The following is a 13,542-nucleotide window of genomic DNA, read 5'->3' on the forward strand; positions in this document are numbered from 1 at the left end:
ATTACTCGATGTCTCCTCTCCAGGCAGACATGCCGCCCATTACATTTACTACATCATACCCCTGATTCCCTAAAAAGTCACACGCCATTGACGAACGTCCACCTGATAGACAGATGACATGATATTCCTTATCTTTTTTGAGGGTTTCAAATTCTTGTGCAAGTCCGCTTAACGGCATGCTGACTGCTCCTGGAATGTGTCCGGCAGCGAATTCATCTGCTTCTCTGACATCGATTATATTTAGATTTTCCCGTTTCTGTTTCTGTCCAAATTCGTCCATACTGACTGATCTATACATATTCCAATTCCTCCGGTCTGACTGCCTGATAAAGCGCATACGCACCATCCAGGTTTTTCACTTTAAATCCTGACTGTTTCAATAATCTTTCACCAATGTAGCTTCTCTGTCCGCTTCTGCAGCTGATGATATATTCCTGTTCTTTATCCAGCTCATCCATCCGGTCACGAAGGTCATTCAAAGGAATGTTCAGGGCATTCGGGAATCGGCCCGATTCCAGCTCTGATTCAGTTCGGACATCCAGAAGAACGGCACCTTTTTTTAGTTCACGGTTCAGCTCATGCCATTGAATCGAGTCACTTAACCCTTCAATAATATTCAATGCGGCGTATCCGGCCATGTTTACTGGGTCTTTTGCCGAACCGAACGGTGGGGCATACGTAAATTCAAGCTCCGGCAGATCAAAAACAGTGAGCCCTCCCTTGATGGCTGTCGCAATAACATCGATACGTTTGTCTACACCTTTAACGCCGACTCCCTGAGCCCCATACAGTGTACCACTGACTGGATCAAAAATAACTTTTAATGTGATATCGGTCGCTCCTGGATAATAACCGGCATGGTCTTTGCTCAATGTATGCACGGAGGCAACGTCTTTGCCTGCTTGTCTGAGCTGTCGTTCGTTCAGGCCGGTCGAAGCGGCAGTCATGTCGAAGGCACGCACGATTGCTGTTCCAATGCTTCCTTTGTTCGCACGACTGATTCCAGCTATATTGTCCGCAACCTGACGTCCCTGTCGGTTTGCAGGAGAAGCAAGGGAAATCAGTGCATCTTCCTGGCTGATCTGATTCTTAACAACTATTGCGTCTCCGACTGCGTATATATCTTTTACGCTGGTCTGATAGGTGTCATCAACCAGAATCCCTCCACGAAGACCCAGCTCTATTCCTGCGTGTTCAGCCAGACTGCTTTCCGGTTTGACGCCAACTGACATAATAGTCAGATCTGTTTTAAATTCTTTTCCATCTTCCAGTACGATGATGCGGCCTTTTTCTTTAAACGCCACCGCAGACTGAGAAGTAATCACCTTGACACCTTTTTCTTTCAATTCATTCTGCACGAAGACCGCCATTTCTTCGTCCAGAGGCGGCAGGACATGCGGAGCTTTCTCGATGATCGTCACGTCGATGCCCCTGTGTTTCAGGTTTTCTGCCATTTCAATGCCTATAAAGCCTGCGCCTACAACGACCGCTTCTTTTGGATCGACCTGATCAATTCGGTTCATGATTTTATCCAGATCAGGCACGTTCCTCAACGTATAGACATTTTCAGCTTCGTCCAGCCCCTCAACAGGAGGAATAAATGCTTTTGCTCCAGGTGACAGGATCAGTTTGTCATATGATTCAGTTATCTGTTTTCCATGATGGGCTGCCGTCACAGTCTTCTCTTCAGGATTGATCGACAGGACTTCATGCTCCGGCCTGACATCCAGACGGAACCGGTCATAGAGAGCCTCAGGAGTCTGAACCAGGAGCTTGTCTCTTTCTGATATTTCACCAGAGACATAATACGGCAGGCCGCAGTTGGCAAAAGATACATACGGCCCCTTTTCAAAAATAATGATTTCAGCTTCTTCTTTCAACCGGCGTAGACGTGTAGCGGCAGACATTCCTCCAGCTACCCCGCCTACTATAATAATTTTTTCCATTTACTGTTTTCCTCCTCTGACAGGTCCATTCCATTGGGTCATGCCCCCGCGGATATTCACGACATCATAGCCCTTCTTTTTTAGAATGGATGCCGCTCGCTTGCTTCTCATTCCAGATTGGCAGATCACGTAGACCTTTTCATTATTATTCCCCGTGTATCCTTCAATTTTATTTAGTGGAACATTTTCTGCTCCAGGTATATGCCCTGCACGGTATTCTCCAGGCATTCGTACATCTATAATCTTGGTCTGACTGTTTCTATCTACTTTTAACTGATCAGCACTTATGGAGGCTGACCGATTGAATAACCCAAACACTCGTGTTCCTCCTTATTTGTTACTTTTTTTATACCCTATGGGGTATATTACCATCTTAGTTTGATCACTGTCAACCCCCTTAACATAAACTGTCTGCAAACTTTTTGACTATGATGTACAATATAGAGTAAGAGTACTTAAAGGAAGGATGGAATAAAATGAAGAAGTCTTTGAAGTGGGGATTCTTTGGAGCTTTGGGGCTGACGGCTGCAGCTCTGGCTTATTCAAGTGCCTTTTTTTATAAAAAAGCTGTAGGAATCAACCGCAAAGAATTTGTAGATGAGTTCAGCATGGATGAGATCCAGGCTGACGACCCCTGGAAAGAAGAAAAAGAATGGTATAACACAGTAGATAAAGAGATTCTGACGATCCGGTCTACGGATGAACTGACTCTTTCCGGACTATTCATTCCCCAGCAGGAGCCTACGAAACGAATAGCTATTATCGCTCATGGATATAGTGGAAGCAACAAGGACATGGCGCCCTGGGCTAAACTTTATTTCGATTTAGGCTTCAGCCTCCTTCTCCCTGACGCAAGAGGACACGGGGACAGCGATGGAGATTACATCGGATTCGGCTGGCATGAACGCAAAGATTACATTACCTGGATAGATAAATTGATTGATGAATTTGGCGATGACACCGAAATCCTACTTTTCGGATTAAGTATGGGGGCGGCTACAGTTATGAATGTCAGCGGCGAACAGCTGCCAGATAATGTCAAAGCTGTTATTGAAGACTGCGGCTACAGCTCTGTGACCAAAGAGATGGCTCATCAGCTGAAAACCATGTATAAACTGCCTCAATATCCGTTTATTCCGATGACCAGCCTCATCACAAAGGTTAAAGCCGGCTACTGGTTCGGTGAAGCCAGTCCTGAAGAACAGGTGAAAAAATCCTCCACTCCAACATTATTTATTCATGGAGATGAAGATGACTTTGTGCCCACCCATATGGCCTATGAACTCTATCACTCAGCGAAAGGCCCTAAAGAGCTGTATATAGCTGTCGGGGCGAAGCATGGCTACGCATATGTTACGGATAAAGAGATGTACCGTACCCGTATCAAGCATTTCTTGAATACACACATGAACAGCATCACCTATCCACTGGCAGTCTGACCCTGTTGAATCATCTGACTATTATCGGAAGACTGCAAGAGCGGGCTGCATAAACACATTATGGACCGAACGATTCTACTCAATTGATAGCTTTTCAAAATGCTCTTGTATACAGAACGACCCCCTTCAGTTTTTGCCGAAGGGGGTCTATTTATTTTGCATTGGCTAAGGCTGGGGCCATTCATGATTATCTGCCTTCACAGCTCCCAGAAGCTTCCGGCGACGATGACTGACCTTCTGAATGCGCTCAGAGAATTCCTCTTCTTCAACCAGCGGCAGCTTCAATTCTTTTAAGTCTGTCCAGTCTGGATAAGGGGGTTCATTTTCTGCTTCCTCGATGAAAGCAGAGGTCATCGTTTCAAGGTATGTTTCGACGCTGGATCTCGCTTCACAGATCAGCATCATATTGACCGTTCCTTTGTCTGCCAGCCCATGATAAACCACTGTCAGCACATCATCCAGAATGGCGATTCCCACTGCAGATGACTCTTCAGGCTTCTGACTGTGATAATAATGGAGGAGAGGGTAGGCCTGATGCTGCTGAGTCAGTTCTGTGATCTGAGAAGATGCATTCATGAGGAACAGATCTAGCTGGTAAAAATCTTCCCCGCTCCAAGCCTTCTGCATGACCTCTGAGCTGTCCACTCCCAAACCAGTGACCGTCCGGGCCAGCGCACGTTTTTTAACGACTGCACTAATAACTGAGATGACATAAGATGCACCCAAGGTCAAAAAAAGAATGCCTATTCCTGAATTTAACGCTGTGATAACCTGCCAGAATCCCGGTTGCGGAGAGTAGTCCCCTACCCCGAGAGTAAATAATGTAAACCCTGTGAAATAGAGACGCTCGTACCACATGACCGGCCCTTCAAACGTCGTCTGGACAATAGACTCCGGATCTCCTGAAAAAAACAGAGTCAGACCGATCCAAAGCAGCAGGACCCAGCTGAGAAGGGTCAGAACGAGAATAAGCGGACCGACGATATTAAATAAGCCCTTCTCATTCTTACTTATTTTCCTGGTAATCTTCCATGTCGATCGAGCTATCCTCTTTGACATGGGTCCCGCTCCACCGTCTACCCACAGGGTGGTCCATATCAGATCTGTGATCGTAAACAGGATTAGAGTAGTACCTGATACGTACAATAAAATACTAGCCATTTCATCGCCTCGTTTTAGTCTTTCTTTTATTATAGTTGAGTTGACAAATCATTTACAATGAATAGACATCTGTCATCTCCTAATCATAACAAAAATTATAAGTCATGTGTGTGATTATAAAGTTATAATAGAATCTGAATAGAATATAATTGATAATATTCAATATGTCGCATAAAAATTTTAAAAACCAGTTATTATGCATACCAGAACGATAATTATTCAATAAAACGATGTTTTATTTCTCTTTAATTGAGCTTAAAAGACTATTAATTCGTATGATTATATTGAATATTTTACATTTCCATATTTTTTATTCAGATATCGCTATGTTTTATCGTTAGGAACATAGTATAATACTCTTAAACAGGATGAATATTCATAATTATTTAATCAAATATCCAGACATTACCCAGTCCCTTGCTGATTCAGTTGCCATAATAAACTGATCATGTGCTTTATTACTTAAGGAGAACTACCATGCCTATTCAGAAAAAGAATGTTTACGGATTAATTTTTATTTTTGCATTTACGCTGTTCTACTATCTATGGCTTTTCCTTTTTCAAGACCATTCTTACCTACTTACCTGGGGTGGGAATACCCTGTCTCTGATTGGATCAGCTGTCCCATCCATCTGGCTTTATCAGGCCTATAAAACTGCCGAGAAGCCAGACAAGCCATTCTGGTTCCTGATCACTTTAGGAACATTCAGTTATTTCCTGGCTGAATGTTCCTGGATACTTTACGAGAGTGTCCTTAGAATCGAAGTCCCTTACCCAGGAATCCCTGATCTCTTTTATATACTTAATGTCTTGTTCTACCTTAGTGCCTTCGGATTCAAACTATACAAGGAAAAGACAAAACTTGTTCTGACCCGCTACATTTTCGATATTCTTTTCATTATGATTGTTTACGCCACCCTCAGCTGGTATTTTTTATTAAACCCGATCATTTTAGCAGGAGATGTTTCTCTTCTAGCCGTAGTTGTATCGCTTGCCTATCCAATCGGTGATCTGGCGCTGGCTTTCTGCCTGCTTATGGTGATTTTCTCAAGTAAACAACTCTTTTCGAATGACTTAATTCTATTTTTCGGTGCCGGTCTATTTACTTATATTGTCGCAGATACTGCTTTCGTCTATCTAGTCAGCACTGAAACTTACGACTCAGGATCCTGGACTGATCCACTCTTTATCTTAGGCGTCCTGCTTATCGGCTTTACCGGACTGCTTCAGAAAAATCAGTCGTTTAATCTGTTGAGAAAAAAAGCAGTCGACCGGACGAAACCTATGCTGTTCGCTATCCTCTTTCCTTTTTTCGGACTGACTTTTCTGTATCTGTTTATGATTTATACAACCACCGGGGCTAATGCCATTACTATCGGTGTAGGGTTGTCCATACTGCTTGTCATAATCAGGCAGTTTCTGCTTCTGTCAGAGAATCGACGCCTACTTCAAAAATATTTAAAGAATGCTGATGAGCTTCAATCCAGTCAGGAACGTTACCGGTCATTGTTCGAGCACCATCCTGACGCAGCCTTTTCATTCACACTTGACGGGATAGTCCAGAGCGTCAATGAAAAAGGTGCTGAAATTCTCGGCAAAACAAGAGAAGAACTGATCGGACACTCACTGATTGACACTATACATGCCGATTATCAGGAAACGGTCAAAGGACATTTTAATAACGCAAAAAAAGGCATCTTCAAGCATTATGAGCTTCCTTTCAGCAATCTGGGCAATGAGTTTTATTACCTGGGTGTGACTCATGTGCCGATCAAGGTAGACGGAGAAGTTATTGGTGTCTACGCCATTGCGCGAGACATTACGGAGAACAAGATCAATCAGGAGCAGATCAAGTATATGGCCTTCCATGACCATCTGACTCACCTGGCCAATCGCATCCGTTTCGAAGAAGTTCTTCAGAAATCTATAGAGGATGCTAAGATGCACGATAAGAAGTTTGCGCTTCTCTTTATGGATCTGAATAATTTCAAAGACGTCAATGATGACTATGGTCATGCATTTGGAGATAAGCTGCTGGCTCAGGTAGCCAGACGCATTGCTTCGATGGTCAAGAAAGATGACTGTGCTGCACGACTGGGCGGGGATGAGTTCACTATACTGATTGATGATCTCGATAGCTATGATGACGCCATGAGATGGGCCAGTCAGCTCCTGAACAAGCTGAACAAACCTTACCTCATCGATGGAGAAGAAATCGTCTGCACGCCGAGTGTCGGCTTTGCCTACTACCCTAAAGATGGTGAATGTGTACAGGACCTGCTGAATAAGGCCGACGCAGCCATGTACAAGAATAAACGCCATTCCAAAGCAATGTAGCTGCTAAACAAAAGATCCCGCACGCTTGATTAGCGTCGGGATCTTATTTTAGTTTTCATTTAATGTTAAATAGTTATACAGAGTTCGTTCAATAGGAGTCTTAAACTTGAGCATCATTTCGACCACAGATTTCAGCCTGCCATTCTGTAATGGTTTTTCTACCTGTCTGATGGTATCTTGAACCGGGATCACTTCCCCCAGATAATAAAAATCCGTTCCTTCATCATCAGATTTCTTTAAGAATACTCTAAATGTCCATGAATCTGGATCCTGTAATTTTTTGACTTCCGGAGAAGAGAGTGTTCGAGGGGATTTAGTGAACCAGTGCATCGTTTCATTGTCTACAAGCTCGTCTGCATATGACATCTGTGCTCCAGAAAAATCTTCTCCTTTTTCCAGCGTGACGAAAATAACGAATTCACCTTCTGCCGAAGTATAGCCGCCAATGTTCTGATCTACCATCTGTTCTTTCCAGTTTAACAATCGAAGAACGTCTTTCCGCTTATATTTCTGATAGGTAGTAAGTGGTTCATGGTCATTGAATGATTTAGATCTTAAGCTGGCTGTCTCGATTATGTCCATGAACAACTTAAAGAAATATTTATTGGATAATGCCTGCTTAAACCTTTTGTCTAAAGAAACTATATGGTCACTAACTGTAATAAAAGGTTGATTTTTAAAAAGGATAGCAGAAGATCCTCTATAAAAACTGAGATCGAGTGTCTGAAGGACCGATCGTATGGTTTCATCGTCATGGAGGAGACCTTGAAATCTGAAAAGATTTTTCACATCGCTGAAGGTTACTACGTCGACCGATTCTTTCATCAGTTCACTTAATAGACTCAGCTCATTTCTCCTCATTCCAGGAAGTAGTTCTCTTGATGCGATCAATAGATACAATTGGTCACGATCAGACAACACGGCTTCATTTTCTTTCATACTTACTAGAAAATTATAATACGTTTTCTTCTTGTTAGCTAGAAGTACTGGATCGAAAGTCTGATGAAGCTGAAAGTCCTTTAAATAAGGAACACGGCCAAGGCGGTTATACAGCAGTTCGAACCCTTTTCTCAACTCTTTCATCGAGTCCAGTTTCGCTTGATCGATCGATTGAAAAATCTGTTTTTTCGCTATCTCTTCAAAATTGATTGTCGACACACCTGATAGAAACCCTGTATCATACGTATCTTTACGTAGCCCATTTTTATTCCTGGACACATCACCTGACAGAGCCATTGGAATCATGTAGTTATTTTTGTAATTTCCTATAAAATCTATAACTGTTACATAATCCTTCGATGGGTCTTTACGTAGGCCACGCCCCAGCTGCTGGATAAAAATGATGCTCGATTGCGTATTTCTCAGCATCACTACCTGATTTATTTTAGGTATATCTATCCCTTCGTTAAAGATGTCTACAGTAAAAATATAATTCAGCTGGCCTTCTTCAAGCCGTCTGACCTCTTGTTCTCTCTTTTCTAACGCGTCTTCACCCGACAGATAAGCACTTGGAATATCTCTTTCGTTGAACGACCTTGCCAGCCTTTCAGCTTCTTCCTTTCGGCTACAAAAAACCAGCCCCTTAGGCACATTTTTTGAGCAGCCATAGTAATTCAGCTTCTGAATAAGATAATTCACTCGTTCTTCTTCTACAAGCTGGTTAATGGTCGTTGTATCAGATATGAGCTCTCCATCTTTCTCATAATCTGTCACCCCAAAATAGTGAAATGGAGCGAGCATGTCCGCTTCTAAGGCTTCTTGCAGCCTAATTTCGTATGCAATATTGTAATCAAATAGTTCAAAGATATTAAACCCATCTGTACGCTCAGGAGTAGCAGTCATTCCAAGTAAAAATTCCGGATTGAAATATTCAAGTATACGATGATATGACTGAGCACCTGCTTTATGCACTTCATCAATTAAAATATAATCAAAATGATCTTCAGTGAATTGACTAAAAATCGATTCTTTTGACATTGTCTGAACTGTGGCAAATAGATACTTCGCGTCGCTCTCCTTTTTTGATCCCGACAATATACCGTAATCTTCTTTCTTTCCACCCAAAATTTTCTGATAATTCTCTTTGGCTTTGTTTAAAATCTGTTCTCTATGTACTACAAATAATACTTTATCTGGCCTGGCTTGTAGAACATCAAAGGCAGACAAATAGGTCTTTCCTGTCCCAGTTGCAGACACAATGATGCCTTTTTTCTCACCTCTTCGGCGAAGGTTAGCCAAGTTCCTCAAGGCATCTTTCTGCATGACGTTTGGCGTAATGTACGTATCTTCCTTGTCATCTATTGGGGAAACATATGCATTGGTCCATCTTACTCTTGTTTTATACGAAGCACTGTAGTCTTCGATCCATGTGACCGTCAGCGGGTCTGCCTGATGCCACTCTTCTTCCATATGATCCTGGATGTCCTGAATCATTTGCCCGTTATCACGTGATGTCAGACGAACATTCCACTCATAGTTGACCTTCAGTGCACTCATAGTCAGATTTGAACTTCCAATGATGAAAGAGTGATAAGTACTCTGCTTAAACAAGTAACCTTTAGAGTGAAACCCATCTTTGTTGGACAATCTGACCTCGAGGTTAGGAATAGACAGCAGATCCTTAAATACTTCTGGCTGATTAAAAGCTAAGTAGACTGATGTAAGCAGACGGCCCCTCACTCCCCGTCTGTCCAAATCCGACAACTGTGCTTTGAGTGAAGCCAGTCCATCCTGGGTTACAAAGGCAACGGAAAAAAAGAATGACTCACACGTATCTAATTCATCGTGCAGGGCATTAAGCATATATGCTTTCTTCTGCTGGTCATTTACGATTAGTTTTGGATCATAATGAGAACTCGTCATTCTCTGATCCACAAATGCTTTCTCCAGTGACTGCATCAAACGATCTACCATTAACTTATTCCTCCAGACATCAGTTTTTCGACCGCCGGGATATCAGCTGGAGCCCAGTCTAGCTTATTTAATTCTGACGGAGCAAGCCATTTGACCTGGCGGTGCTCCGTCAGCTTGGGACGCCCCTTCGTCAGCATACAAAGAAAAGTAGTCAGATGGACGCGTCCAAAATCATAGTCATATTTGGTCAGTTCAAATTGATTCGCTGATACGTCGACTTCTATCATCAGTTCCTCTTCGAGTTCCCTCAATAAAGCCTCCTGAGGTGTTTCTCCTTTTTCTATTTTGCCTCCAGGAAACTCCCACAAATTAGGCAGAGACTTCCCGTTTCCTCTTTGAGCACATAATATCTTCCCGTTTTCTACTATGATTGCCCCTACTACATGTATATCTTTCATATTAACACCCTTACTTCATTCATTTTTCATTTTAAACGTGCATTCGTTTGCTCAGCTCATTCCTTATAGCTTTGCCGTGGCGAAGCAGAACAGACCAGAACATGATGAAGCTGAACAGAACGGACAGCCAGCTGGGCAGTTCGATGACGACCCAGTCCATTTGTATGAAAAGGAAAGGGATGAAGCCTACTAAGGCTGCCAGCTGAAGGTACAGAATATAGTCGCCTGCCTGCAGCCTGACGACTTGTATGACCACAAACATCGCCAGCAGGGCGGAGATACACAGAATCGGTATCACGAAGGTCAGTGACCAGCCGAGCCAGCCGAAGATATAGTCAAAGTACACGCTTAATAGTGAAAAGAGAAAGAGGATGTAGACAATCCCTTTGACGATATTCCGCCGCTTTCTGATCAGGACCAGCACCATCATCCAGGTGACCATCAGTCCGAATAGTACGAACTCAAGTCCGAAAAAGCGGAAGCGCCAGATCGACTGACTGATGAAGTAAATCAAAATGACCAGCAATGACACCAGCGTCAGTGACTGCTTAACTTTTCTCCTCTGAAATCTGAGACCGACTTCCGGAAAGGATGTAGACGGGCTTCTCTTGTCTGATTCAATTAGTGGCGTGTCACACAATGGACAGACATCCCAGTTATCCAGCACATCTACCTGACATTCAGGACACTTTTTCATCACTGAAACTCCTCTCTCGTCACCTTATTGACATCCAGCTGTATATCAAGCCCTTCGCTGGACAAATATCTGATAAACCGTTTCTGAATATCCGTTTCAATGAACGGACTGGTGAACAGGATATTGAGTTTATCTTTATAACTGTTCACGCAGAACTGAGGTCTGACGACCGCCGTGTAAAAGTTAATATTATCCACGTATGGTTCAACCATTTCAGGGAGTGACAATTTCCCAAGATTGGACATCGCTACAGTTATTTTCCGGTTTGTATAAAGGCTGACCCATTTCAGCACCAAGTCCTTGATCGGTCTGAATACGACACGAACAGCCGGATGAAACTCAAAACCGATGAACCGTTTCAGACGTTTCTCAATAGCTTCAGGCTTGATTTCCTTCTTCAGCTGCTTATCGATTTCCTGACAGATGTCTTCGATATTATAAGGCTGATCCTTTTTAAAGGTATACGCCATCAAAGTCGTACTGAAAAAATTTCTGACTGAAAAAGACGGATAGAATTGTCTCAAATTGACTGGTATCGAAACAGTGACGGTGTCCTCTTCTTTTTTCTCCTCAATCGATTCATAGACGGATATCATAAATATAGCTGTCAGATATAAGGTCAGTGATACCTTGTGTTTCTTCGACAGAGCCAGTACATCTTTGACCTGTGTGGTCATCTCAATAATACGCGGGCGGTGATCAGGTGTGATCGTGCCTTTGACTCTGTGTACATTTGAATACTGAGTCTGTTCTTCGTACGGCTGAAGACTTTTTTCGATGTTGTCTGCTTCCTTATACGCTTCTTCAAACGGTTCCCGCGTGGGTACGTTCTCACGCTTCTTCTTTTTCTTTCTGAAATAACGGTTAAAGCTGTCTTCCAGATCCTGTTTCTGCCGAGGCGTTCGTTCAGAGTTTTCTCCAAAAGCTTCCGGATGTCTTAAGCGCGTATATTCTGTAATCAGGTCTTCGAAGAACCACATCGCTCCCGTTCCATCAGTCAATGCATGAAAGACTTCAATGTGGATACGGTTTTCATTATAAATCACTCTGAAAAGCAGCTCTTTCCGGTCGTAATGATAAATGGCTGTACAAGGCGGCATAGTTTCAGGCTGAACATACGGAATCTTTTCAGTGTGTTCCAGATAGTACCAGAAAATCCCCCGTCTCATGACGTTCTGAAAGAGCGGGTAGCCTTCATAAACTTTGATCAGTGCTTTCTGAAGGGAGGCCGGATCGACTTTTTCAGACATGTGCGCCGTAAAACGAAAGACTTTAGTATCCACATCCGTACGTGCAGCTAAAAAAATATTGGACGCATTATCCAGTCTGACCCAATTTTTCTTTTCCATGTCTCTGCCTCCTTATGATTGATTTAAAAATGAATTGATTGCTGAAAAAGTCTCCTCGATTGGTTCGGTAAATTTAGGGTACGTGATAAAGCCATGTACACTGTTATTGACCCGATGAACTTTAGCGGTGTTGCCTGCTTCTTCCAGGGCTCTGGCATATGCCTCCCCTTCGTCTCTGAGCGGATCGAATTCTGCGGTGATGACCAGCGTGTCCGGCTGATTCGACAAATCCTCAGCCATCAGTGGCGAAATCGTCTCGCTCTTACGTATCGCCTCATCCGGCGCGTACAGTTCCATGTATTCCTGAATTTTCTTGATAGTCAGGCCATAGTCGTAGCCGTTGGTCCGAATCGATTCGAAGGGCGATGCTTCGGTGTGATCCCAGTACGTCACGGGATAAATGAGGATTTGCCTTGAAGGCAGACGTTTCTTTTTATCTCTCAACATCAGTGAGACGGCAGCTGCTAAGTTGGCTCCAGCTGAGTCTCCCATCAGGATCCAGTCCGGTTCGTCTTCCTCAAGCTTCGTCATCAGCACTTCCGCCACCCGCAGACAGTCATCCAGACCGGCCGGATACGGGTGTTCCGGGGCGAGCCTGTAATCGACCGAGTAGATGATACGCCCCATGCTGTCAGCCAGGTTGATGCATGGACGAGTATACGTCTCGATATCTCCGATGACCCATCCCCCGCCATGAAAATAAATGACTGGTTCCTCATGCTTCTTTACTTTGGGATAGAAAATCCTGACAGGAATCTCGTGATCGTCTGCTGTCGCGTAAATTCTTTTATCCATAATTCGATAGGTCGGTTTAGGCTGCCGGGAAAACAGTTTCTGCAGCCGACGCATGGACTGATAGTCTTCCTGGATATCTATTTTAGGCGAAGATACCAGCCTCAATATAAATTTAAACAGTGGATTCATTTTTTCTCCTTGTGGAACTGAACTTTTTAACAGTTTAACACATATCGAACCGGTCCTGATAACCCGAGGCGACATAAGTACTTCCTCATTTTACCTTAATTCCCTTGCTATAAGAAGAGTTATAGCGAGTAAGCGCCCTGTTCCGTGCGGACTCTTTCGATAATTTGACGATTCTTACTATTCATGTGCCTGATCTGGTGGCGCTCTGGTCTGCGAATGGGTCATAAATCTGTATATGGTACATTCACGAAAAAAATTCAGGCCGAATGGACCATATCTTCGTTTATGATCCATTAACCAATTTTATCCGGCAGCGAATGGTCCATATCTCCATATATGAACCATTCGCCCCACCTCGACCTCTCTCACCAATGCTCT

At 43.3% G+C, this 13,542-nt stretch carries 11 protein-coding genes; 2 read left to right on the top strand and 9 right to left on the bottom strand.

The window, feature by feature from the left end; all coding sequences use genetic code 11:
• Position 1 precedes the first annotated feature (1 nt).
• Genes BMX79_RS07090 through BMX79_RS07100 form a run of 3 tightly spaced genes read right to left on the bottom strand, consistent with a single transcriptional unit; the run spans position 2 to position 2,264 of the window.
• Positions 2-298: a rhodanese-like domain-containing protein gene (locus tag BMX79_RS07090; RefSeq protein ID WP_091480792.1), complete on the bottom strand. Its 297-nt coding sequence runs from the start codon at positions 296-298 to the stop codon at positions 2-4.
• Positions 291-1,946, bottom strand: coding sequence for an FAD-dependent oxidoreductase (locus tag BMX79_RS07095; protein ID WP_091480795.1), 1,656 nt, complete (start codon positions 1,944-1,946; stop codon positions 291-293). The genes BMX79_RS07090 and BMX79_RS07095 overlap by 8 nt, the downstream gene beginning before the upstream one ends.
• The gene (locus tag BMX79_RS07100; protein ID WP_091480797.1) at positions 1,947-2,264 is read right to left on the bottom strand and encodes a rhodanese-like domain-containing protein; all 318 of its coding nucleotides are present in this window, start codon (positions 2,262-2,264) and stop codon (positions 1,947-1,949) included. It lies immediately after the preceding gene.
• 158 nt (positions 2,265-2,422) lie between these two features.
• Between BMX79_RS07100 and BMX79_RS07105 the strand changes: the two genes are divergently transcribed.
• Positions 2,423-3,385, top strand: coding sequence for an alpha/beta hydrolase (locus BMX79_RS07105; RefSeq protein ID WP_091480800.1), 963 nt, complete (start codon positions 2,423-2,425; stop codon positions 3,383-3,385).
• A gap of 165 nt (positions 3,386-3,550) precedes the next feature.
• On the opposite strand, the gene BMX79_RS07110 is transcribed toward BMX79_RS07105, so the two are convergent.
• Positions 3,551-4,546, bottom strand: a complete 996-nt coding sequence (locus BMX79_RS07110) for an ion channel (RefSeq protein ID WP_091480803.1) — start codon at positions 4,544-4,546, stop codon at positions 3,551-3,553.
• Between the two features lie 477 nt (positions 4,547-5,023).
• On the opposite strand from BMX79_RS07110, the gene BMX79_RS07115 reads away from it, so the two are divergent.
• Positions 5,024-6,883 (top strand): diguanylate cyclase domain-containing protein, encoded by a 1,860-nt coding sequence (locus BMX79_RS07115; RefSeq protein ID WP_091480805.1) that lies wholly within the window; start codon positions 5,024-5,026, stop codon positions 6,881-6,883.
• Between the two features lie 48 nt (positions 6,884-6,931).
• Here BMX79_RS07115 and BMX79_RS07120 read toward each other — a convergent pair whose 3' ends face one another.
• Genes BMX79_RS07120 through BMX79_RS07140 form a run of 5 tightly spaced genes read right to left on the bottom strand, consistent with a single transcriptional unit; the run spans position 6,932 to position 13,164 of the window.
• A complete protein-coding gene (locus BMX79_RS07120; RefSeq protein ID WP_091480809.1) occupies positions 6,932-9,796 on the bottom strand; it encodes a DEAD/DEAH box helicase in 2,865 nt (954 codons plus the stop codon).
• The gene (locus BMX79_RS07125; RefSeq protein ID WP_091480812.1) at positions 9,796-10,194 is read right to left on the bottom strand and encodes a (deoxy)nucleoside triphosphate pyrophosphohydrolase; all 399 of its coding nucleotides are present in this window, start codon (positions 10,192-10,194) and stop codon (positions 9,796-9,798) included. The genes BMX79_RS07120 and BMX79_RS07125 overlap by 1 nt, the downstream gene beginning before the upstream one ends.
• Positions 10,195-10,225: 31 nt before the next feature.
• Positions 10,226-10,891: a DUF6320 domain-containing protein gene (locus BMX79_RS07130; protein ID WP_091480815.1), complete on the bottom strand. Its 666-nt coding sequence runs from the start codon at positions 10,889-10,891 to the stop codon at positions 10,226-10,228.
• On the bottom strand, positions 10,891-12,240 hold the full coding sequence (locus BMX79_RS07135) for a condensation domain-containing protein (protein WP_091480820.1): 1,350 nt from the start codon (positions 12,238-12,240) through the stop codon (positions 10,891-10,893). The genes BMX79_RS07130 and BMX79_RS07135 overlap by 1 nt, the downstream gene beginning before the upstream one ends.
• Before the next feature lie 12 nt (positions 12,241-12,252).
• The gene (locus tag BMX79_RS07140) at positions 12,253-13,164 is read right to left on the bottom strand and encodes an alpha/beta hydrolase (protein ID WP_091480823.1); all 912 of its coding nucleotides are present in this window, start codon (positions 13,162-13,164) and stop codon (positions 12,253-12,255) included.
• Positions 13,165-13,542 lie beyond the last annotated feature (378 nt).

The sequence above is a fragment of the Alkalibacterium pelagium genome, assembly GCF_900109325.1.
Classification (GTDB): Bacteria; Bacillota; Bacilli; order Lactobacillales; family Carnobacteriaceae_A; genus Alkalibacterium; species Alkalibacterium pelagium.

Bases quoted from the DNA above. Each gene is read 5' to 3' on its own strand.
- BMX79_RS07090 (WP_091480792.1), bottom strand. From the start codon at position 298: ATGTATAGATCAGTCAGTATGGACGAATTTGGACAGAAACAGAAACGG.
- BMX79_RS07095 (WP_091480795.1), bottom strand. From the start codon at position 1,946: ATGGAAAAAATTATTATAGTAGGCGGGGTAGCTGGAGGAATGTCTGCC.
- BMX79_RS07105 (WP_091480800.1), top strand. From the start codon at position 2,423: ATGAAGAAGTCTTTGAAGTGGGGATTCTTTGGAGCTTTGGGGCTGACG.
- BMX79_RS07110 (WP_091480803.1), bottom strand. From the start codon at position 4,546: ATGGCTAGTATTTTATTGTACGTATCAGGTACTACTCTAATCCTGTTT.
- BMX79_RS07115 (WP_091480805.1), top strand. From the start codon at position 5,024: ATGCCTATTCAGAAAAAGAATGTTTACGGATTAATTTTTATTTTTGCA.
- BMX79_RS07120 (WP_091480809.1), bottom strand. From the start codon at position 9,796: ATGGTAGATCGTTTGATGCAGTCACTGGAGAAAGCATTTGTGGATCAG.
- BMX79_RS07125 (WP_091480812.1), bottom strand. From the start codon at position 10,194: ATGAAAGATATACATGTAGTAGGGGCAATCATAGTAGAAAACGGGAAG.
- BMX79_RS07130 (WP_091480815.1), bottom strand. From the start codon at position 10,891: ATGAAAAAGTGTCCTGAATGTCAGGTAGATGTGCTGGATAACTGGGAT.
- BMX79_RS07135 (WP_091480820.1), bottom strand. From the start codon at position 12,240: ATGGAAAAGAAAAATTGGGTCAGACTGGATAATGCGTCCAATATTTTT.
- BMX79_RS07140 (WP_091480823.1), bottom strand. From the start codon at position 13,164: ATGAATCCACTGTTTAAATTTATATTGAGGCTGGTATCTTCGCCTAAA.